The sequence below is a fragment of the Geomonas sp. Red276 genome, assembly GCF_054784495.1.
The window spans coordinates 292,421-314,718 of record NZ_BLXW01000001.1 but is presented as its reverse complement, the minus strand read 5'-3'; the positions used below and the strand labels follow the sequence as shown (position 1 = coordinate 314,718).

Below are 22,298 nucleotides of genomic sequence, written 5' to 3'. Positions count from 1 at the left end.
CTTAGGAATTGAATGGCCAGTTTGCCGGTTTGAACCGAGTGACTGGAGTCCGCAGGTCTCACAACCTAGAACCTAGAACATAGAACTGCAGTTAGTGCAGTCACAACGTAGAACTGCCGTTAGTGCAGTTAAGGAGATTTCCCATGATCAGGGCCCTTTGGACCGCCGCCTCCGGTATGCAGGCGCAGACGATGAACATAGACGTGATCTCCAACAACCTGGCCAACAGCAACACGACCGGGTTCAAGAAGAGCCGCGCCGACTTCGAGGACTTGATGTACCAGACGGTGAAGACCACCGGCGCCCCGGCCACCAACTCGACCACCATCCCGACCGGCATCCAGATCGGCCTCGGGGTGAAGCCCGCGGCGGTCACCAAGATCTTCTCCACCGGCAACATCGTCCAGTCCGGCAACCAGCTCGACCTGGCCATCCAGGGAGACGGCTTCTTCCAGGTCCAGCAGACCGACGGCACCACCGCCTATACCCGCGCCGGCACCCTGAAAAAGGACGGCCAGGGGCGCCTCGTCACCTCGGAGGGGCAGCCGATCCTCCCGGAGATCCTGATCCCCAGCAACGCCCTGAGCGTCACCATCGGCAACGACGGCACCGTCTCGGTCCAGCAGCCCGGCCAGAACACCTCCACCACGGTGGGGACCATCCAGCTCGCCTCCTTCCCCAACCCCTCGGGACTGAACGCCATCGGCAAGAACCTCTTCCTCCCCACCGACTCCTCCGGTAACGCCACCACCGGCACCGCCGGGCAGAACGGGCTCGGTACCCTGGAGCAGGGGTACGTGGAGCAGAGTAACGTGAGCGTGGTGGACGAGATGGTCAACATGATCGTCGGGCAGCGCGCCTACGAGATCAACTCCAAGGCGGTGCAGGCCTCCGACGAGATGCTGCAGCAGGCCGCCCAGCTGAAGAGGTAGCATCATGAAAGCATTGGTGCTGGCCGCCATCCTCTTCCTGATCCCCGCCGCCTCGCTGGCGCTCCCCGCCCCGGTGAGCGTCCCCCAGCCGGTGGCGACCGTCACCGTCCCCGAGCGCGAGGTGAAAAAGGTGGTCGCGGAGTTCCTGGTGCAGCGGGCCGCCCCGCTCGAGGCCAAGATCTCCGTCAAGAGGATCGGCTACAGCGGCGACCTGAAGCTCCCCGCCGGCGTGGTCAGCTACGAGGTGATCGCCCCCGAACGCTGGGAAGGGTACGGCAACGGCTCGCTGGCCCTCATCGTCCGGGTGGACGGCGAGGTGAAGAAGAACCTGACCGTGCTGGTCGAGGTCGAGGCGCTCACCGACATGGTGGTGGCGACCCGTACCCTGGAGAGGGGGGAGGTGCTCGCCGCGAGCGACCTTTCCGTCGCCAGCCGCGACATGGCCCACGTGCAGGGAAGGTTCCTGAAAAGTATCGACGAGGCGGTCGGTCTCCGGGTGAAGAGCTCCATGCGGGCCAACTCCCCGGTACGCGGCGACTACCTCGAACGGGTCCCGGTGGTGAAGAGCGGGCAGCTCGTGACCATCGTGGCGGAAAACGAGGTGGTCAGGATCACCGCGCTCGGCCGGGCCAAGAACGCCGGGGCGGTGGGGGACCAGATCATGGTCGTGAACACCTCCTCGAACAAGGACGTGCCGGCGCGCGTGGTCGATGCCAACACGGTCAAGGTGGATTTCTGATGATTCGGAAAGGAGTACAACGGTACATCGCGGGAATGGCGGCGGCGGGGGCGGTGCTCCTGATGACCGCCTGCTCGCACCAGGTGGCCGAGGTCCATACCCGCAGTTTCGACGAGCAGATGCCCAAGGTCCAGCCCAACTACGCCTCCGGCTCCATCTGGCAGGCGTCCTCCACGGGGCTCGCCGAAGACGTGAAGGCGCGCCAGCGGGGGGACATCATCACCATCGTCATCTCGGAGTCGGCGAGCGCCAGCAAGAACGCGACCACCGACACCAAGCGGGGCTCCAGCATCTCGGCCGGCATCCCGAACCTCCTCGGGCTGGAGAAGACCCCGGTCAGGACCTGGGCCGACCTCGCGAACCTGTTGAGCGCGAGCTTCGATTCCAAGTACTCGGGGAGCGGCTCCACCACCCGCGCGGACACCCTGAACGCCACCATGAGCGCCAAGGTGGTGGACGTGGCCCCCAACGGGAACCTTGCCATCGAGGGGAGACGCAACGTCAAGGTCAACAACGAGGACCAGATCATCGTGCTGACCGGGACGGTGCGGGGGCGCGACATCACCGCCGACAACACGATAAGTTCCGCCCTGATCGCCGACGCCCGGATCAACTACACGGGGAACGGCGTGGTGAGCGACCGGCAGCGTCCGGGGTGGCTCCTGAACATCTTCGACAAGATCTGGCCCTTCTAACCGCCCAAGCCTCCCCCGACCGGGGAGGCTCCGGCCGTTTCCGGGCGAGAGTTTCGCCCCGAGGTACCGACGTGAAAGCACTCGCAGTCAAAATCCTGGCCGTCGCCTTTCTCCTGCTCCTCATGCCGCAGCTCTCCTTTGCCGCGCGCATCAAGGACATCGCCGCCTTCGACGGGGTGAGGGACAACCAGCTGATCGGCTACGGCCTGGTGGTCGGCCTGAACGGCTCGGGCGACTCGGACCAGACCAAGTTCCCGGTGCAGTCCCTGGTGGGGGCCCTGGAGCGGCTGGGGATCACCGTCAACCGCGGGGACATCACCGTCAAGAACGTGGCCGCCGTCATGGTGACCGCCGATCTCCCCCCCTTCGCCAAGCAGGGTAACCACCTCGACGTGCTGGTCTCCTCGGTGGGGGACGCGAAGAGCCTCGCGGGGGGGACGCTCCTTATGGCCCCCCTGAAAGGGGGCGACGGGCAGATCTACGCGGTCGCCCAGGGGGCGGTCTTGACCAACTCCTTCTCCTACGGCGGCCAGGCCTCCAGCGCCATGAAGAACCACCCGACCGCCGGCACGGTCCCCGGCGGGGCCCTGATCGAGCGGGAGATCCCCAACGTCTTGGCCGGCAAGAGTGTCCTGAAGCTGAACCTCCACCAGGCCGATTTCACCACCGCGAGTAGGGTGGCCGCCGCCATCAACGAGCGCTTCCGGTCCGAGATCGCCACCCTGACCGATCCCGGCAGCGTCAACATCCTGGTCCCCGATGCCTACCGCGGCTCGATGATCTCCTTCCTGGCCCAGCTCGAGCGGCTGGAGGTCAACCCCGACGTGGTCGCCCGGGTGGTGATGAACGAGCGGACCGGCACCATCGTGATGGGAGAGAACGTCCGCATCTCGACGGTGGCGGTCTCCCATGGGAACCTGACCGTGGTGGTCAAGGAGACCCCCCTGGTGTCGCAGCCCGCCCCCTTCGCCAAGGTCGGCACCACCACCACCGTCCCGAGGACCGAGCTCAAGGTGGCCGAGGAGAAGGTCAACGTCTCGCTCCTGAAGGAAGGGGCCAACCTGGGGGACGTGGTCCGCGCCCTCAACACGCTGGGGGTTACCCCGCGCGACCTCTTGGGAATCATGCAGGCCATCAAGGCCGCCGGCGCCTTGAACGCCGAGCTGAGCGTCATGTAGGCGGGGGAGAGGATGGAGATCAACACGCAGCTACCGATCGTCCCGCTGACCGCCGGCACCCCGAAAGTCCCGGCGGATCCCGCCGCGGCCAAGGACCAGGCCGCCATCAGGAAGGCCGCCCGCGGCTTCGAGGCGATGTTCCTGGGGATGATGATGAAGTCGATGCGCGCGACGGTGGGCGAGGACAAGCTGACCGGCGGGGGGCGCGGCGAGGAGAACTTCCGCTCCCTGCTCGACCAGCAGTACGCCGACGCCGCCGCCCAGAGCGGGGGGGTGGGGCTCGCCTCCATGCTGGAGCGGGAACTGACCCGCCAGCAGCACCCGGTCCCCCCGGGAGGAAGTCATGGTGATAAATAGCGCAGCCTACAAGGTGCAGCTCACCCGGACCGATGCGACCTCCGCCGACGGGGCATCCTCCCCGTCCACCCCGGCCGCGGCACCGCAGCCGCAGCAAAAAAGCCAGGACCGGGTCAGCATCTCCTCGAAGGAGCTCGGGATCGACCGGCTCAAGCGGGAGCTGGACGCCCTCCCCGAGATGAGGATGGACCGGGTGGCGCTGGCCCGGCAGAACATGCAGGGGGGAGGCTACCGGGTCGATCCCGCCCTCCTCGCCCAGAAGATGATCGAACAGCACTCAAGTCTGTAAGGGAGAAGCCGAATGAGAGTTAGCATAGCCGAACTGGTTGCGGCCCTTGGCGAAAAGGGGTCTCTGATGAGGGAACTGAAGAGGCTTTTGCAGGTGGAGCAGTCCTGCCTGGTGGCGCTGGACCTGGCCAGGCTGGAGGAGAACCAGCAGCAGATCCAGGGAGCCATGGAGAAGCTGTCGGGGCTTTCCGAGCGCTGCCGCGGGATGATCGTGGCGCTCTCCGCCGAGCTCGGGGTTTCCGGTGAGGCGACCCTTACCCCTATCATCTCCCGGCTTCCCGAGAAGGAGCAGGCTTCCCTCAGGGAGGCCCAGCGGAGGGTGGCGGCCGAATCCCGGGAACTGGGCGGGGCGCTGGCTTTGAACCGCGGGCTCCTGGAGGATTCCCTCACCTTCGTCAACCAGTCGGTCGGCTTCTTCAACCGGCTCTTCAATCCGGGCGACACCTACGGGATGGGGGGCTCGCTGGTCTCCAGGCGCGGCAGTAGCCGGTTCGTCTGCAAGGAGGTCTAAATGAGCATCAGCAGCTTATTCGACATCGCCGCCTCCGGCGTGGCCGCCCAGCGCTTCGCCATGGAGGTGACCGGCGAGAACATCGCCAACGTCAACACCACCGGTTACGCCCGGCAGCAGGTGATGCTGCAGACCGGGCCGATCACCACCGGGAGTAACGGCTTCCCGATGGCCTCCGGGGTGGAGGTCCAGGGTGTTCGCCGCGCCTACGACGGTATGCTTCAGCAGCAGATCGTGAACGGCAACTCGACCTACCAGCAAAACTTGACCCGCCAGAGCGCCCTCGAGCAGATCCAGCCCTCCTTGAACGAGCTTTCCACCGACGGGCTCGGGAGCGCGGTAGCCAAGTTCTTCTCGGCCTGGCATGACCTCTCCACCAACCCGGGGGGGACCGCCGAGCGGCAGGCGCTGATGACCGCCACCAACGTGATGACCGACGACTTCCACCAGGTGAGCTCCACGCTCTCGGGAGTGGCGCAAAATGCCGACACGAGCCTCGTCGGGATGACCGCCAACCTTACCGGCAACGCCAAGGACCTCGCCCTGGTCAACCAGCAGATCATCGCCACCACCGCGGTGGGAGGCAACGCCAACGAGCTGTTGAACCAGCGCGACCAGCTGATCCAGCAGATGTCGCAGACGGCGGGGATCACCTCCACCATCAACTCGGACGGCACCGCCACCGTCACGCTGGCGGGGGGGGATACGCTGGTCAACAGCACCAAGTACGCCACCGTCTACACCAACACCAACGCCTCCGGGAAGAACGACATCCTGATCACCGGGATAGGGAACCCTTCCCCGGCCAACGCTCCGGCCTCCGACACCAACATCTCGGCCACCGTCGGCGGACCCAGCAACAGCCAGGGGACCATCGGGGGCGCGTTGCAGGTGCGCGACTCCATCGTGCCGGGGTACCTCTCGAGCCTCAACGAGATGGCCTCCCAGCTGGTCTCGACGGTCAACACCCAGCACAAGACGGGGTACGCCCTGGACGGGACCTCCGGCAACAACTTCTTCGACCCCGCCGGGACCACCGCGGCCAACATCGCGATCGATCCGACGCTGACCGTCCAGAAGATCGCCGCCGGGCTCCCGACCGCCACCGACCCGATCCCGACCAGCGCGAACAACAACGGCAACGCCCTCGCCATCGCCAACCTGCAGAAGAGCCAGGTCGCCTTCACCACCGGCAACGCCACCTTCAGCAGCTACTACAACGCCCTGGTGGCCAAGGTGGGGGTCGATACCCAGAGCGCCCAGAACACCACCACCCAGGGGCAGTCGTTCCTGAACCAGTTGAACAACCTCTGGCAGTCCAACGCCGGGGTGTCGCTGGACGAGGAGCTGACCAACCTGACCCGCTACCAGCAGGCCTTCCAAGGCTCCGCCAAGGTGATCAACGTGGCGACCTCCATGCTCGACACCGTGCTCGACATGGTGCGCTAGGCCCAAAGGAGACTGACATGCGTATCACCTCCAACATGACCGCCGAGAACGCCCTCTACAACATCCAGCAGCAGCGCCAGACGCTGGACGCCCTGCAGGAGGAGGCCTCCTCCGGGAACCTGGTGAACCGCCCCAGCGACAACCCGCTCTCCACCCGGCAGATCCTCGACATCCAGAACCAGATCGCCAGCGGGGACCAGTACAACTCCAACATCCAGAAGGCCCAGCTCCTTTTGAACGTCTCCAGCACGGCGCTCAACTCCATGGGTGACATCATGACCCAGGTGAAGCAGATCGCCGGCAAGTTCGCCTCGGGCTCCACCGACTCCACCGCCATCGCGGGCGCGGTCAGTAACCTCACCCAGTTGAAGGGGCAGCTGATCGACCTCGGGAACACCCAGTACGGCGACCAGTACGTCTTCGGCGGTTTCAAGAACGGCCAGCCGTTCGACGCCGCCGGGAACTTCACCGGGACCAGCGATTCGCTCAACATCCCGATCTCGTCGAGCAGCCAGGTCTCCACCTCGGTCTCCGGCGGCAACCTCCTGCGCGGGGGGACCCCTCCGGCGGCGGTCGGTTCGGGTGCCACCGCCGGGACCCAGCCGGTGGACATCCTCGGGGGGATCGACGCCCTGATCACCGCCATCTCAACCAACAACACCTCCGCCATCAACGACGGGATCAAGAACATGAAGGCGGGGAGCGACCAGCTCAACGCGAGCATCTCGGACGTGGCCGGCCGGCTCACCAGGCTCACCAACATGCAGAGCATGATCACCAACAACCAGAACACCCTGAAGGACGCCTACGGCAACCTCCAGAACGTGGACCTGGCCAAGGTGGGGGTGCAGCTGAGCCAGCAGACCACCGCCTTCAACGCGGCGCTCTCCACCACCGCCAAACTGACCCAGCTCTCCCTTCTCGACTACATGCAGTAGAAGGGGCGCGGGCGCACGCAGGAAGAGCCGGACGGACAGGGAATGTTCCGTCCGGCCTTTTTTTTGCAGCGCCCCGGATAGCGCTAAAGGTTTTCCGGCAGCGGCCGAAAATGTAAGTAGCGGTCACGGCCGCTCCACCGATAAACTCCCTCGAAAGGTGACGGTATGATCAAGGTAACCACCCGGGACGGCAGCGAGATGTACCTCAACTGCGATCTCATCGAGTTCATCACCGAGACCCCCGACACCCACATCACCCTTTCCAACGGCAACCGTTACCTGGTGCTGGAGCCGGCCCGGGTGATCATCGGGCGGATGGTGAGCTTCAAGGCCAAGCTCTTGAGGCAGGGGATGGCAGGTGGGAGGCGTTACCTCCGCAGGAGCAGTGCCGACAATTTTCATCCCCAGTGCGGGATCTAACCAGTAACCCCAGGCCGTTATGGATATCGCAAGTATCATAGGAATTCTGATGGGGTTTGGCGCCGTTTTCGGCGGCGCTGCCCTCGAGGGGCTGCACATGGGGGCCCTCATTCAGCCCACCGCGGCGATCATCGTGCTCGGTGGTACCTGTGCGGCTACCTGCGTCAGTTTCCCGATGGCTACCCTGATGACGGCGGTCAAGGACCTGAAGAAGGTCTTTCTCCCCCCCAAGGACGATCCCGAGGCGGTCATCAAGAACATCATCAACTATGCGGCCAAGGCGCGCAGAAACGGCCTCATTTCCCTTGAGCAGGAGGCCCAGACGGTGAAGGACTCCTTCACCAAGAAGGGGATCTCGCTGGTGGTGGACGGCATCGACCCCCAGAAGCTCAGGGAGACCATGGAGATCGAGCTCTCCTCCTTCGAGGCCCACGGCAAGGGGAGCGCCGAGGTCTTCGAATCGGCCGGCGGCTTCGCCCCCACCATCGGCATCATCGGCGCCGTGCTCGGCCTGATCCACGTCATGAGCAACCTCTCCGACGCCTCCAAGCTCGGGGGGGGCATCGCGGTCGCCTTCGTGGCCACCATCTACGGTCTGATGACCGCCAACATCATCTGCATCCCCTTCGGCACCAAGCTGAAGCACCGCCTGAAAGAGGAGCTGCTCCAGAAGGAGATGGTGATCGAGGGGCTGATCGCCATCCAAAACGGCGAGAACCCCCACTTCATCGAGCAGAAACTCAGGGCCTACATGCACGAGGGCGGCGAGAAGAAGGGGAAATAGATGGCCAGAAAGAAAGAGCACGAAAAGGAGCCCAACCACGAGCGGTGGCTGGTCTCCTACGCGGACTTCATCACGCTGCTCTTCGCCGTCTTCGTGACCCTCTACGCCATGAGCCAGAGCGACAAGAAGAAGGTGGAGGAGGTGATGCAGTCGTTGCGGGAATCCTTCGGGTACAGCACGAGCTCCCCCGCCTCCAAGCCGGCGGTCATCGAGTCCGGCACCATCAGTGTCATCCCCTCCATGCACAAGATCTCCCAGCTTCCGCGCCACGGGAAGAGCCGCGGCGGCGAGCAGGATTTCAAGAACACCAAGGCCTCCATCGAGGCGTACCTGATGAAGGCGGGGGCGATGGGGAAGGTGACCGTCTCCATCACCCAGCGCGGCCTGGTGGTGAGCCTCAAGGAGGCCGGCTTCTTCGATTCGGGGAGCGCGACCCTGAGGCCCTCCTCGTACACGCTCCTAAACGACGTGATCAGCTCGCTCTCCAGCTATTCCAACTCCATCCGGGTCGAGGGGCACACCGACAACCAGCCGATCAGCTCCCGCGCCTTCCCGTCCAACTGGGAGCTCTCCACCTCCCGGGCCACCTCGGTGCTGCAGTACCTCATCCGCAACGGCGACTTCGACCCCGCCAGCATCTCGGCGGCCGGCTACGGCGAGTACCGCCCGGTGGCCGACAACGACACCGACGAGGGGCGCCAGAAGAACCGCCGGGTGGACATCGTCCTCCTCTCCGACCAAGGCCAGCGCAACGAGCCGTAGTCCGACTGGTCCGACAGCGCCGCGCCGTCATCCTGACCCCTTGCTGTCAAACAATTGACCCGCCCCCGCCCTTTTGGTCAAACCCCCTCCAAAAACGCCACCTTAGCTCCCCCCTCTGCGCTGGTACGGTAGTTGCTCACCTTTGGTGTCAACTCCCAACTCCAATGAAAAGGAACCACCATGAAGGTATCGATGCCCAGCGGCTCCACGCACGGCTGGGGGATCGCCGGCCGCTATCTCGAGGCCGAGATCGCCAAACTTCCCCCCGTGGAAGGGGTCACCCTCCACTGCATGACCCGCAGCCTCGCCCCCCACCGCCCGGAAGAATGGAACGCCATCAACATCGGCTACTGCTTCTTCGAAGACAACATCGAGATCCTCAACTTCACCCGCGAGGCGGCCCGCCGCTGGGACTTCATCGTGGCCGGCTCCAAGTGGTGCGAGTACCACCTGCGGATCGGCGGGGTCAAGGAGACCTGCACCATCCTCCAGGGGATCGATCCCGCCAACTTCTTCCCGCTTCCGCTCCCCCCCGACGACCGCTTCGTGGTCTTCTCGGGAGGGAAGTTCGAGCTCCGCAAGGGGCAGGACATCGTCATCGCCGCCATGAAGGTCTTCATGGAGCGCCACCGCGACGCCTGGCTCTCCTGCAGCTGGACCAACCAGTGGCCCTTCTCGCTCGCCACCATGGGCTCCTCCCCCTTCATCACCTACCGCCACGACGAGGAGGACTTCCTGACCCTCCCCGAGCGGACCATCCTCTTGAACGGACTCGATCCCACCCGCATCTACGCCCACCCCCTGGTGGACAACGCGGCCATGCGCGCCATCTTCGCCCAGACCCACGTGGGGCTCTTCCCCAACCGCTGCGAGGGGGGGAACAACATGGTGATGTGCGAGTACATGGCCTGCGGCCGGAGCGTGATCGCCTCCACCACGAGCGGCCATGCCGACGTCATCAACCCCGACATCGCCTACCCCTTGACCCGCTACCGCCCGATGGTGGTCGGCAGCGGCCCGGTCACCGCCGTCTGGGAGGAGCCGTCTCTCGAGGAGGTGATCGAACGGCTCGAGGAGGTCTACCGGCGCCGCGATGAGCTGGCCGCCATGGGGGCCCGGGCCGCCGAGGCGATGACTTCCTTGAGCTGGGCCTCCGCCGCCCGCCAGTTCCATTTCCTCGCCACCAAGCTGGCCGCCCGCGCCGAGTTCGCAGGTAAGCGCGGTGCCTAACCTTCCCGGGACAGCCGGCAACCCCGGCGACCTGTTTGCCCGCGCCCTCGCCCTCCACCGCGAGGGGAGGTGCGCCGAGGCGGCCGAGATCTACCGGCTGTTGGCCGGGCAGCCCGGGCCGCTTGCCGCCAACGCCCGCATCAACCTGGGAGCCATCCTGGCCGGCGAAGGGAGGCACGAGGAGGCGCTCCTCCACTACCGCGAGGTCCTCGCCGAGCGGGGTGAGGAGCCGCTCGCCCTCAACAACATGGGAAACTCCCTCTTCAGGCTCGGGCGCTTCCCGGAGGCCGCCGCCTGTTTCACCCGCGCGCTCGCCCAGGCTCCCGACTGCCAGCAGGCGCGACTCGGGCTGGGGGCCTCCCTGCAGCGCGACGGCGACGCCGAACGGGCCATCGCCTGCTTCCGCGAGGCACTCCTCCGCGACCCCGGGAGCGCCGAAGCCCATTGGAACCTGGCGCTCGCCCTGCTCATCAGCGGCCGCTTCGAGGAGGGGTGGCGCGAGTACCGGTGGCGCTGGGAAAAGGAATCCTTCACCTCCCCCCGGCGCCTATTCAGGGAACCGGCCTGGGACGGCTCGCCGCTTGGCGGCCGCCGCATCCTGGTCCACGCCGAACAGGGGTTCGGGGACACCATCCAGTTCGCCAGGTACCTCCCGCTGGTCGCGTCCCTGGGGGGGACGGTGATCGCCGAGGTCCAGGCGGAGTCGCTACGCCCCCTGCTCGAAACCATGCCGGGGGTGGCCGAGGTCCGCGTGATGGGTGAGCCACTTCCCCCCTTCGACCTGCAGGTCCCGCTCCTCTCCCTTCCGCAGCTCTTCGGCACCACCCTCGACACGGTCCCGGCCCGGGTGCCGTACCTCGCCGCCGATCCAGCCAAGGTGGCCCAGTGGCGGGGGCGCCTGGAGATCCACGACGGCCTCAGGGTGGGGCTCGTCTGGGCGGGGAAGCCGCAGCCCGATCCCTTCCGCTCCTGCTCGCCGGATGAGCTCGCCCCCCTGGGAGAGATCCCCGGGGTGAACCTCTACTCGCTGCAGGTGGGGGGAGCTCCCTTGACCGCCGGGCCGGAGCTCACCGACCTGACCCCGCTCATCGCCGACTTCGGGGATACCGCCGCCCTCATCGCCCACCTCGACCTGGTCATCTCGGTGGACACCGCGGTGGCCCACCTGGCCGGGGCCCTGGGAAAACCGGTCTGGCTGATGCTTCCCAAGGGGGGGGACTACCGCTGGCTGCTGGACCGCGAGGATTCCCCCTGGTACCCCACCATGACGATCTTCCGCCAGAAGCGGCAGGGGGACTGGGCGCCGGTGGTGGAGCGGCTGGCCGGGAGGCTCGACGAAGAGGGGGGGCGGCTTTTGGAGAGCGCGGTGGCCGCGGCTCCCTTCGACGGTTGGCGGCACTACCGCTGCGGCGTCTACCTGGCCGCCCGGGCGCGTCATCCCGAGGCCACCCTCCGCTTCACCAAGGCCTCCCAATTCCTTCCGGGGAGGTGGGAGCCCCACTACGCCCTCTCCGCCTCCCTGCAGCTCATGGGGCGGGTGGCCGAGGCGGCCGGGAGCCTGGAGGAGGCGATCGCTAGCGGGGGGGACCTCCCGGTCGTCCACGAGGCGCTCGGGATCATGCGACAGATGCTGGGAGATCTGGAAGGGGCGGCGGCCTCCTACCGGCGCGCCGTGGAGCTCGACCCCTCCCTGATCAAGGCCCGCTACAACCTGGCCACCGCCCTCAAGGAGAGCGGGCGCTTCCACGAGGCGAGGGGCGGTTTCGCCGAGGTGGTGAGGCTCGCCCCCGGCCACGCGGACGCGCACTGGAACCTGGCGGTCACCGCCCTTTTGACCGGCGACTTGGAGACCGGTTTCCGGGAGAGCGAGTGGCGCTTCCGCAAGAGCGAGCGCCCCCCCGTCCGCCGCTGGCAGTCGCACCCCCGCTGGGACGGCTCCCCGCTCGAGGGACGCACCATCCTCCTTTGGGGGGAGCAGGGGATGGGAGACACCCTCCAGTTCGTCCGTTACGCCCCCCTGGTCGCCCGCCTGGGTGCAAGGGTGGTGGTGGAGGTCCAGTCCGCCTCCCTGGTCTCCCTCATCTCCCGGGTGGCAGGGGTCGACACCGTCGTGGTGGCGGGTGAGGAGCCCCCCGGCTTCGACCGGCAGGCCTCCCTGCTGGACCTTCCCGTCCTCTTCGGCACCCGGCTCTCCACGGTCCCCGCCGAGGTCCCCTATCTTTCGGTCGATCCCGGCACCCTTGAGCGGGCCGCCGCGGCGATCCCGTGCGACGGGAGCCTGCGGGTCGGGGTCGCCTGGTGCGGCAACCCGCAGCACGCCAACGACGCTAACCGCTCCCTGCCGCTGGAAAAGCTCGCCGCGCTAACGGGGCTTTCCGGGGTGACCTTCTATTCGCTGCAGGTGAGCGAGGAGGCGACCCGGCGGGAACAGGAGTCGCCGCTAGCGCTGGTGGGCCTTTCCGCCGCCATCGCCGACTTCTCGGATACCGCGGCGCTCGCCTCCCGGCTCGACCTGGTGATCACCGTCGACACCTCGGTGGCCCATCTCTGCGGGGGGCTCGGGCTTCCGGTCTGGGTGCTCATCCCCTTCATCCCGGACTGGCGGTGGATGGCGGAGCGCGAGGATTCCCCCTGGTATCCGACCATGCGGCTCTTCCGCCAGCAGCGTCCCGGCGACTGGGACGGCGTGCTGGCGCGGGTGAGGCAGGCGCTGGCCGGGCTGGTGACGCCCCCCTCTCCCCCTTATTCCGTCGACCACCGGGAGCGGGGGCTCGTCCTCAGCCAGCAGGGGCGTTTCGCCGAGGCGGTCCCCGAGCTGCGGCTCGCGCTCGCGGCCCATCCCGACGACGCCGAGCTCCTCAACAACCTCGGCTGCGCGCTGGCCGGTGGAGGGGCCCACGACGAGGCGATCGACTGCTACGCGAGGGCGGTGACCCTGGCCCCCTCCTTCATGGCGGCCCACTACAACCGGGGGAACAGCCTCAGGTCGCTGGGACGGGGAGCCGAGGCGGAGGAGAGTTACCGGCGTGCCCTGGCCCTGGAGCCGGGGCTTGCGCAGGGATGGCACAACCTGGCCCTCGCCCTGCAGGACCAGGGGAAGTGGGACGAGGCGAAGGAGGCCTACCAGGCCGCGCTGTCGACCAGGCCGGAGTACCTGGAGGCGCGGCACAACCTCGGCGAGCTGTACCATGGCCGGGGAGAGCTCGACGCCGCCGAGGCCTGTTTCCGCCAGGTCCTCTCGCTGGACCCCCGCTACCTCCCCTCCTGGAACGCGCTGGGGATCGCCCTCCAGGTCCGCTACCGGCTGGAGGAGGCGGTGGAGTGCTACCAGACCGCGCTGGCCCTCGATCCCGACTACCTGCACGCCCTCAACAACCTCGGTTCCGCCTGGAAGGCGCTGGACCAGCCGGAGCGCTCGGTGGAGTGTTACCGGAGGGTTTTGGAGATCGACCCCGGCTATGCGGACGCCCACTGGAACCTCGCCCTCGTGCAGCTTTTGTTGGGGGAGTACCGGGAGGGGTGGCGGGGGTACGAGTGGCGCTTCGAGAAGGTCGATCCGATCCCGCGGCGCGAGTATCCCCGGCCCCGTTGGGATGGGAGCCCGCTGGACGGCAAGGTGATCCTCCTCCACTGCGAGCAGGGGTTCGGCGACACCGTCCAGTTCATCCGCTATGCGGCCTTGGTGGCCCGCCGCGGAGGGGAGGTGGTGGTGGAATGCCAGTCCGCCGCCATCAAGGCGGTGGTGGCCACCGTTCCCGGGGTCTCGCGGGTGGTGGCGCGCGGGGAGGAGCTTCCCCCCTTCGACGTCCATGCGCCGGTGATGAGCCTGCCGTATCTCTGCGGGACCACGCTCTCCACCGTGCCCGCCTCTGTCCCCTACGTGGCCGCCGACCCGCAGCTGGTTGAGAGGTGGCGGGAGCGCCTGTCGGCAGACGGCTTGCGGGTCGGGCTGGTGTGGGCGGGGCGGAAGAGCTACAAGGATGACGGCAAGCGGTCGCTGGCGCTGGAGCGCTTCGCCCCCCTGGCCGGGGTCACCGGGGCCCGTTTCTACTCGCTGCAGGTGGGGGAAGGGGCGGAGCAGGCCGCCTCGCCCCCGGCGGGGCTCGAGGTGGTGGACCTCGGCTGCTCCATCCGGGACTTCGCGGACACCGCCGCCATCATGGCCGGCCTCGACCTGGTGATCGCGGTGGACACCGCGGTGGCCCATCTCGCCGGGGCGCTGGCGAAACCGGTCTGGGTGCTCTTGCCGACCGGCAACGACTGGCGCTGGCTCATGGAGCGGGAGGACTCGCCCTGGTACCCGACCGCACGGCTCTTCAGGCAGCGGCGCCGGGGAGACTGGGACGAGGTGCTGGCACGGGTGGCCGCCGAGCTCCGGCGCCTGACAGCCGGTCCGACAGCGAGGTCGCCATGGACCTCTTAGCCGAACTGCAACGCGCCCTGGACGCCAACGACCCCGCCCGCGCCGCCGAGCTCTGCTCGCAGCTCTTGGCCGCCCACCCCGACCGTGTCGACCTTTTGACGCTGGCCGGCACTCTGGCCCGCCAGCTCGGCCGGCCGGAGGCCGCCTTAGGCTTCCTGTCGCGGGCGGCCGAGCTGCAGCCGTCGGTCCCCGAGCTCCACAACAACCTCGGCGTCATCCTCGAGGACCTCGGCCGCCACGCCGAGGCGGCGGCGAGCTTTCGCCGGGCGCTCACCCTTCGCCCCGACTACGGCGACGCCCACGCCAACCTCGGCAACTCCTTGCGAAGCCTCGGCGAGCCCGACGAGGCGATGGCGAGCTTCCGCCGGGCCCTGGCCATCGACCCCGCCTGCACCGACGCCCACTACAACCTCGGCAACCTCCTCCGCTTCCTCGGGAGATGGGAGGAGGCGGTGGAAAGCTACCGCACCCTGCTCTCCCTCCTTCCGGGCCACCTCTCCGGCTGGATCAACCTGGGGGGCTCCCTGCTCAAGCTCAACCGCTTCCGGGAGGCGATCGAGGCCGAACGGCGCGCCCTGGCGCTGGATCCCTCCAGCGTGGACGCCCATTGGAACCTCTCCCTCGCCCTGCTCACCCTCGGCGACTACCGGGACGGCTGGCGCGAGTACGAGTGGCGCCTGAATAACCCCGCCGCCGGCTACACCCCTACCGCGGCGGGACGGCCGCTCTGGGACGGGAGCCCGCTTGCGAGGCGCACCCTCCTCATCCGCAGCGAGCAGGGATTGGGCGACCTGTTGCAGTTCTTCCGGCTCGTCCAGCTGCTGGCAAGCCGCGGGGAGCGGGTGGTGCTCGAGTGCCCCCCCCAGCTCCTCCCCCTCATCGCCTCGCAAAAGCCGGCCATCACCTGCTTCCCGACCGGGGGGACGCCTCCGCAGTTCGACTGCTTCGCCTACCTCATGAGCCTACCCCACCTCCTCGGCATCACCCTCGACTGCCTCCCCGCCGCCATCCCCTACCTCGCGGCGGATCCGGCGCGGGCAAAGGTCTGGGGAGAGCGGATCGGCAAGGGGGGCCCCGCCGTCGGGCTCGTCTGGGCGGGGAGCGCCACCTTTCTCAACGACCGCTACCGGTCGCTTCCCCTCGCCGCGCTGGCGCCCCTGGCCGGGCTTCCCGGGGTCCGGCTCTACAGCCTCCAGGTGGGGAGCGCCTCCCAGGAGCTCGCCACCGTCCCCTGGGGCGGCCGGGTCACCGACCTCGCGCCGGCGCTGACCGATTTCGCCGAGACCGCCGCCGCGCTCGCCAACCTCGACCTGGTGGTGACCGTCGATACCGCGGTGGCCCACCTGGCCGGCGCCCTGGGGAAACCGGTCTGCCTCCTCCTCCCCTTCTCCGGCGACTGGCGCTGGCTCGTCGAACGCAACGATTCCCCCTGGTACCCGGGGATGCGGCTCTACCGTCAAAGCACTCTCGGCGACTGGGAGCCGGTGATCGCCTCCCTGGTGAGCGATCTCGTGCCGGAGCCGGCCGACCTCAACCGGCTCTTCCGGGAAGCCAACGCCCTGCGGGGGGCGGGGCGCCTCGACGAGGCGATGGCCGCCTACCGCCGGCTCCTGGACCGTCTCCCCCGGGCGGCCGAGGTCCACAACAACCTCGGACTGGCCCTCCAGGACGCCAAGCGGCCCGGGGAGGCCGAGGAGAGCTACCGGACCGCCCTGCGCCTCAACCCCGAACTCGCCGACGCCTGCAACAACCTGGGGACCCTGCTGGTCTCCCGCGGCGAGTACGAGGAGGCCGAGCCCCTTTTCCGCCGGGCCCTCGCCCTTCGCCCCGATTACCTTCCCGCCTACACGAACCTCGGCGCCTGCCTCCAGGTGCTGGAGCGGGCCGAGGAGGCGGTGGACCTCTACCGCCGGGCCATCGCCCTGGCGCCCGCCGCGCTGGAGCCCCGCATCAACCTGGGGACCGCCTGGCAGGATCTCCGCCAGCCGGAGGCCGCGGTGGCGGTCTACCGGGAGGCCCTGAAGTGGGAGCCCGGTAACGCGGAGCTGCACTGGAACTTCGCCCTGAGCCTTCTGAGCCTGGGGGATTTTTCAAACGGCTGGCGCGAGTACGAGTGGCGCCGGGTCACCTCCCCCGCGGCTCCCGGCCCATCCCCCTCCCCGGCGGAGTTCGAGGCCGCCCTGCGTCCCGGCCGCACCATCCTGATCGACTGCGAGCAGGGGCTGGGGGACACGATCCAGTTCGTCCGCTACGTCCCGCTGGTAGCCGCCCGGGGCGTCAACGTGCTCCTGCGCTGCCAGTTCCCCTCCCTGAAGCCCCTCCTGGCCCAGGTCTCCGGAGTCTCGGCGGTCTACGCCCGCGGGGAGGAGCTCCCCCCCTTCGACCAGGCGGTCCCGCTTTTGAGCCTTCCCGCCGTCTTTGGCACCACCATGGCGACCGTCCCCGCCAACCCGTACCTCGCCGCCGACCCGGTCCGGGTGGCGGAGCTGGCCGGAAAGGTCGCCGGGAAAGGGGGCCTCAAGGTGGGGCTCGTCTGGCGGGGGGGGGCGCTTCCCCGCAACCGCGCCTGCCCCTTCCCGGAGCTCGCCATGCTGGCGGGAGTCGAGGGGGTCGACTTCTTCTCCCTGCAGATCGGCGAGCGGCCGGACCGGGAGCTCCTCCCGGCCGAGGACCTCTCCGGCGAGCTGACCGACTTCGGGGCGACCGCCGCCCTCATCGCCCGCCTCGACCTCGTCATCTCGGTCGATACAGCCTCCGCCCACTTAGCCGGCGGGATGGGAAAGCCGATCTGGCTCCTCCTCCCCTACGCCTGCGACTGGCGCTGGCTCCCCGCCTCGGACCGCTCCCCCTGGTACCCCTCCATGCGCATCTTCCGGCAGACTCGCCCCCGCGACTGGAGGGGGGTCCTCACCCGCGTCCGCAGCGGGCTGGCGGCCGCCGCCTCCGCCCCCTTTGCCGGCTCCGGGGGGCAGGCTGCCGAATGAATTAATTATAATTCTGCCGTCCCATTTATAATTAAAGTTACCGCCCCCTCAAGCCGATATAACGCCCAAGAGCTGAAAGTCCCTCCAGAATGGAGGGGATCACTCGTGGGCGTTTTTTCGTGCGCCCGCGTCGATACAACCGCAGAAACCACCGGCATAGAAGGCCGGAACATCCAGAAAGGAGAACGACCATGGCAGTCAGCGACATCTCTCTCACCGCAGGCATGAGGACCAACCTTCTCAACCTCCAGCAGACCAGTCAACTTCTGAACCGGACCCAGCAGAGGCTCTCCTCGGGCAAGAACGTCAACAGCGCACTGGACAACCCGACCAACTACTTCGCGGCCCAGAACGCCAACCAGCGCGCCGGCGATCTCGCCGACCGTAAAGACGGGCTCTCCGAAGCCGTCCAGACCGTGAGCGCCGCCAACGCCGGCATCACCGCCATCACCGGCCTGATCCAGGCCGCCAAAGGTATCGCCACCTCCGCCCTCTCCACCTCCGATACCAACGTGCAGTCCAAGCTGGCCGCCCAGTACGACACCATCCGCAGCCAGATCGACAACCTCTCCTCCGACTCCGGCTACCAGGGGTTGAACCTCCTGAGCTCGGTCAATACCCTGACCGTCAACTTCAACGAGACCGCCTCCTCCTCGCTCAAGGTGATCGGCTTCCAGGCCAATGCCACCGGCCTGAGCCTTACCGGCGCCAGCAACAACTGGCAGACCACTTCCGACATCACCTCCGACTCCGCGAAGATGGATTCGGCCATCACCACCCTGAGGACCAACACTCAGACCCTGGCCGCCAACCTGAACATCATCACCACCCGTCAGAACTTCACCGACAGCATGATCAACACGCTGCAGACCGGTGCCGACAACCTGACGCTGGCCGATATGAACCAGGAAGGGGCCAACATGCTGATGCTGCAGACCCGTCAGAGCCTGGGCACCACCTCGCTCTCGATGTCGTCGCAGGCGGCACAGGCGGTCCTGAGACTCTTCTAGGATCCTCACGCACCAACCGTCGGGGCGGGGAGCGGACTCCCCGTCCCGCATTACCTCTGAGAGGAGGTAAACCATGTCCGTCGCCACGATACAGAGCGAGAGCGTGGCCCCTCAACCGCCCGGGCAGGCCGACAGCCTCCCCGTTCCGCAGGAATCCCCCCGCGACACCGGGACCCCTCCCACCACCACTGGCGACCAGGTGCAGCTTACGGGACGACTCGGGGCCACCTTGCAGCAGTTGCAGGACAAGAACGACCAGCAGAATGGCCTCGCGGACGCGATCCGGAATAGCCATCGCGCGGCGGCCTCCCTTCGCCAAAAGCTTGACTCCGCCAAGGCCCCCCTGCAGACCATCGTCAAGAATTTCCCTCCCTTCGCTCCCGAGGACAAGGAGCGGATGAAGCTCCTGATGAGCTATTCCGCCCTCCGCAAGGAGATCGATGAGCTGACCTTCCCCCCTCCCCCCGACGTGGTCCAGGCCCACAAGGTGCCGCTCGTTCCGGATACCCTTCCGGCCGGCGCCACCGACAGTCAAATTAATGACCACATCGCCAAACTTGACGCGGCGTCGGCCGCGGTGGGGGATTTCCAGAGCTCGCTGGCGGCGGGAACCGCCTCGCTGGCAGGGACTGGCGGCTCCACATCGTTGTTTTCAGGGCCTTCCGGCGCCAGCGCCGGAGTTTCGGCGGCTCCGCTGGCCGATTCCTCCGCCTGGCAGCTCAGCGCGGAAGTTGGCCGGCAATTTGCATCCTCAGTTGCCCAGGGGGTGACGGTTAACGATCACCTCCAATTCCTGAAAGGGTTGGGCTAACTGATATGTCGCTAAAAATTACCTTGAAAGGCAACGAGCGGCTGATTGTCGGTGGGGCGGTGGTGAGAAACGGTGGCAAGGGGACGGTTCTTTTCATCGAGAACACCGTGCCGATCCTCCGTGAGAAGGACATCCTGGGGGAGAAGGACGCCAATACCCCCTGCAAACGGGTCTACTTCACCATCCAGCTCATGTACATCGATGAGGCCAACGTGCCGCAGTACCGAACCGCCTATCTGGAGCTGGCCCGGGACATCCTGCAGGCTGCCCCCAGCACCGCCAGCCACCTCGAACAGATCAGTGAACGGATAGAGGCCGGCAACTACTACCAGGCCCTGAAGGCTGCGAGGAATCTCATCGAGTACGAAGAGGAGCTACTTAAAAATGCAAACTAACAGCGCGATTAGAGAGTACGTGGGAATTCAGAAGGAGAGCATGTCGGGGCGCGAGCTGGAGGCGTCCGTGTTGACCAAGGCGGGGCTCATGCTGAAGTCCTGCCAGGAAAACTGGGACGCCCCCGACCGGGAGACCAAGCTTTTGGACGCCATCAAGTACAACCAGCGGGTATGGAGCTTCTTCCAGGCCGAGCTCTCCGAGCCGAGCAACCCGATGCCGAAGAAGCTCAGGGAGGACATCCTCAACCTGAGCCTGTTCCTGGACAAGAGGCTGTTCGAGGTCATGGCCTATCCCGACCCGGCCAAGCTCTCCATCGTGATCGACATCAACTTCAACATCGCCGCCGGCCTCAGGACCAATACCGAGCCCGAACTCTGATCCGACGTAGTTTGAGTTTCCCAAAGGGGAGGAAGTGAGTGGGGGGCGACCGTCGCCGGTCGCCTGCATCCCGCTCCCTTGCCTCCTCTTTGCTGTTTGGGGGTTAAAAGCTCCCCTCACCCGGCCTTCGGCCACCCTCTCTCCCAAGGGGGGCGAGGGTATACCTTGCAATTCCTTTCCCCTGAAGGAGCGGGGGTACTTGCTATCCCCTCGCCCCTTCAGGGGAGAGGGGCGGGGGTGAGGGAGGTTGTACCACTTCCATAAGCGCCCTCTCCAGCTCGCGGGTGACGCCGGCGGCGTCCAGAAGCGGTGAGGCCAAAAGGCGCTCCCGCATCCCGCTCCGCAGCTTTGCCAGCGCCTCCCGGTTCCCGGCCAGGGCGCGGGCGATCTCCAGGTACTCCTCCGGGTTCGCCGCCACCAGGTTTCCCAATCCGCAGTTCCCCAGCATGGTCGCGCCGGTGCGCGAGGCGTGCCGGCTCCCCGCCATGGTCACCACCGGAACCCCCATCCAGAGCGCCTCGCAGGTGGTCGTCGTCCCGTTGTAGGGGAAGGTGTCCAGGCCGATGTCGACCTTGCCGTAATGGGCCAGGTGCTCGAGGGTGGTCGGATGCCCCTCGTGCAGCTCGATCCGTTCCCCCGCGATCCCCTCCCCCTCGATAAACTCCATCAGCCGCCGGCGTACCTGCCGGTCGGCCAGCGGCTTGGCCTTCACCAGGAGATGCGCCTGCGGGACCTCCCGCAAGAGCCGGCACCAGAGCGCCAGCACCTCGGGGGTGACCTTGGCGAGATTGTTGAACGAGCCGAAGGTGATCCTGCCGCTGGTCAGGCAGGGGAGGGGGGCGACCGCCGGGGCCTCGGGGTCGGGAAGGTAGCAGGAGAAGATCCGCGGGAGCCGGATCAGCCGCTCCCGGTGGAACATCTCCCGCCCCGGGGGATCGGCGATGCCGTCGGTGATCCGGTAGTCCATCTGGGAAAGGCCGGTGGTGTCGGGGTAGCCGATCCAGGTGATCTGGACGGGGGCGGGCTTGCGGGCGAAGAGCGGGAGGCGGTTGCCGGAGGTGTGCCCGGAGAGGTCGATCAGGATGTCGATGCCGTCTTCGGCGATCATCCGGGCCGCCTGGCGGTCGTCGAGGGTGCGGATCTCCCGCCACCTTTCGGCGAGCGCCTTCAGCCGGCCGGTGACCCGGTCGCCACCCGGCTGGTTGGCGTAGCAGAAGATCTCGAAGCGGCTGCGGTCGTGGTGGGCGAGCACCGGCTCGATGAAGCGGGCCACCGAGTGGTCGCGGAAGTCGGCTGAGAGATAGCCGATCCTGATCCGCCCCTGGCCGGCCGGGGGGCGAACGGGGGGCGCCTCCCCTTCCGGCGCCGGGGAGAAGGGGGCCGTGGCGGCGGCCTCGAGATGCGCACGGTAGATCTCGCGGTCTCCGAAGCGGGACGAGTAGTGAAGGGCGAAGAGGAGGTTCTGGCGGGCGTCGAGATGGTCGGGATCGGCGGCCAGCGCGGCGCGGTAGCGCTCCACCGCCTCGAGGCTCCTTCCCTGGGACTGCAGCACGTTGGCCAGGTTGTAGTTGAGCCGCAGCGAGCCCGGCGCGATCCTCACCCCTTCGGCCAGGATCGCCTCCGCCTCCCCCAGCATCCCGTGCGCCTTCAAAAGCGAAGCGAGGTTGATGCGGGCATCCTGGTACCCCCCATCCAGCCGGATCGCCTCCTCGAAAAAGGGAAGGGCCTCCTCGGCCCTCCCCGACTGCTGCAGCGCGACACCCAGCCCGTTGAGCGCCCTGGTGTCCTGCGGCGTGACGGCGAGCGCCTGCCGGAAGTGGTGGATGGCCTCCTCCGGCTCGTCCAACGAGGCCCGGATCACCGCCAGCAGGTAGTGGGCCCGGCCGCAGGCGGGGTCGTTTGCCAAGAGCCCCTCCAACTGGAGGAGGGCCTCTTCCTGCATCCCCTTCCTAAGGAGCAGGTCGGCGTACTTCAAAAGCGCCAGGCTCGCGTTCTCGATTCCCCCGGACACGG

General features: G+C 67.3%; 20 protein-coding genes. 19 read left to right on the top strand and 1 reads right to left on the bottom strand.

Annotation, left to right across the window (positions count from 1 at the left end; all coding sequences use genetic code 11):
• Positions 1–143: 143 nt before the first annotated feature.
• From flgG to flaF, 19 genes are all read left to right on the top strand, one after another.
• The gene (gene flgG, locus ACYVL5_RS01330; protein WP_460593741.1) at positions 144–932 is read left to right on the top strand and encodes a flagellar basal-body rod protein FlgG; all 789 of its coding nucleotides are present in this window, start codon (positions 144–146) and stop codon (positions 930–932) included.
• A gap of 4 nt (positions 933–936) precedes the next feature.
• Positions 937–1,671: a flagellar basal body P-ring formation chaperone FlgA gene (flgA, locus tag ACYVL5_RS01325; protein WP_460593740.1), complete on the top strand. Its 735-nt coding sequence runs from the start codon at positions 937–939 to the stop codon at positions 1,669–1,671.
• Between the two features lie 35 nt (positions 1,672–1,706).
• Entirely contained in the window at positions 1,707–2,366 is a 660-nt protein-coding gene (locus ACYVL5_RS01320; protein WP_460593877.1) for a flagellar basal body L-ring protein FlgH, read from the top strand.
• A gap of 122 nt (positions 2,367–2,488) precedes the next feature.
• Positions 2,489–3,544 (top strand): flagellar basal body P-ring protein FlgI, encoded by a 1,056-nt coding sequence (locus ACYVL5_RS01315; RefSeq protein ID WP_460593876.1) that lies wholly within the window; start codon positions 2,489–2,491, stop codon positions 3,542–3,544.
• Positions 3,545–3,556: 12 nt separating this feature from the next.
• Positions 3,557–3,901 carry a rod-binding protein gene (locus ACYVL5_RS01310; protein WP_460593739.1) on the top strand — a complete coding sequence of 115 codons (345 nt, stop codon included), beginning with the start codon at positions 3,557–3,559 and terminating at the stop codon, positions 3,899–3,901.
• On the top strand, positions 3,888–4,190 hold the full coding sequence (flgM, locus tag ACYVL5_RS01305; RefSeq protein WP_460593738.1) for a flagellar biosynthesis anti-sigma factor FlgM: 303 nt from the start codon (positions 3,888–3,890) through the stop codon (positions 4,188–4,190). Before ACYVL5_RS01310 ends, flgM begins: the two co-directional genes overlap by 14 nt.
• Positions 4,191–4,202: 12 nt before the next feature.
• Complete coding sequence (locus tag ACYVL5_RS01300) at positions 4,203–4,700, top strand: flagellar protein FlgN (protein WP_460593737.1); 498 nt, start codon at positions 4,203–4,205, stop codon at positions 4,698–4,700.
• Positions 4,701–6,149, top strand: a complete 1,449-nt coding sequence (gene flgK, locus ACYVL5_RS01295; RefSeq protein ID WP_460593736.1) for a flagellar hook-associated protein FlgK — start codon at positions 4,701–4,703, stop codon at positions 6,147–6,149.
• A gap of 17 nt (positions 6,150–6,166) precedes the next feature.
• Entirely contained in the window at positions 6,167–7,087 is a 921-nt protein-coding gene (locus ACYVL5_RS01290; RefSeq protein ID WP_460593735.1) for a flagellin N-terminal helical domain-containing protein, read from the top strand.
• 165 nt (positions 7,088–7,252) lie between these two features.
• A complete protein-coding gene (locus ACYVL5_RS01285; protein ID WP_460593734.1) occupies positions 7,253–7,507 on the top strand; it encodes a flagellar FlbD family protein in 255 nt (84 codons plus the stop codon).
• A 19-nt stretch (positions 7,508–7,526) separates the two neighbouring features.
• The gene (locus ACYVL5_RS01280; protein WP_460593733.1) at positions 7,527–8,291 is read left to right on the top strand and encodes a flagellar motor protein; all 765 of its coding nucleotides are present in this window, start codon (positions 7,527–7,529) and stop codon (positions 8,289–8,291) included.
• On the top strand, positions 8,292–9,053 hold the full coding sequence (locus ACYVL5_RS01275; RefSeq protein WP_460593732.1) for an OmpA family protein: 762 nt from the start codon (positions 8,292–8,294) through the stop codon (positions 9,051–9,053). It abuts the gene before it with no gap.
• Positions 9,054–9,233: 180 nt separating this feature from the next.
• Entirely contained in the window at positions 9,234–10,283 is a 1,050-nt protein-coding gene (locus ACYVL5_RS01270) for a glycosyltransferase (protein WP_460593731.1), read from the top strand.
• The gene (locus ACYVL5_RS01265) at positions 10,276–14,706 is read left to right on the top strand and encodes a tetratricopeptide repeat protein (RefSeq protein WP_460593730.1); all 4,431 of its coding nucleotides are present in this window, start codon (positions 10,276–10,278) and stop codon (positions 14,704–14,706) included. The genes ACYVL5_RS01270 and ACYVL5_RS01265 overlap by 8 nt, the downstream gene beginning before the upstream one ends.
• On the top strand, positions 14,694–17,690 hold the full coding sequence (locus ACYVL5_RS01260; protein WP_460593729.1) for a tetratricopeptide repeat protein: 2,997 nt from the start codon (positions 14,694–14,696) through the stop codon (positions 17,688–17,690). Before ACYVL5_RS01265 ends, ACYVL5_RS01260 begins: the two co-directional genes overlap by 13 nt.
• Positions 17,691–17,881: 191 nt before the next feature.
• Entirely contained in the window at positions 17,882–18,700 is an 819-nt protein-coding gene (locus ACYVL5_RS01255) for a flagellin N-terminal helical domain-containing protein (RefSeq protein ID WP_250677709.1), read from the top strand.
• Between the two features lie 73 nt (positions 18,701–18,773).
• Positions 18,774–19,511 (top strand): hypothetical protein, encoded by a 738-nt coding sequence (locus ACYVL5_RS01250; protein WP_460593728.1) that lies wholly within the window; start codon positions 18,774–18,776, stop codon positions 19,509–19,511.
• Between the two features lie 5 nt (positions 19,512–19,516).
• On the top strand, positions 19,517–19,906 hold the full coding sequence (locus ACYVL5_RS01245; protein WP_460593727.1) for a flagellar biosynthesis repressor FlbT: 390 nt from the start codon (positions 19,517–19,519) through the stop codon (positions 19,904–19,906).
• On the top strand, positions 19,896–20,285 hold the full coding sequence (gene flaF, locus ACYVL5_RS01240; protein WP_460593726.1) for a flagellar biosynthesis regulator FlaF: 390 nt from the start codon (positions 19,896–19,898) through the stop codon (positions 20,283–20,285). Before ACYVL5_RS01245 ends, flaF begins: the two co-directional genes overlap by 11 nt.
• A gap of 202 nt (positions 20,286–20,487) precedes the next feature.
• Here flaF and ACYVL5_RS01235 read toward each other — a convergent pair whose 3' ends face one another.
• On the bottom strand, positions 20,488–22,296 hold the full coding sequence (locus ACYVL5_RS01235) for an O-linked N-acetylglucosamine transferase, SPINDLY family protein (protein ID WP_460593725.1): 1,809 nt from the start codon (positions 22,294–22,296) through the stop codon (positions 20,488–20,490).
• Positions 22,297–22,298: the final 2 nt, after the last annotated feature.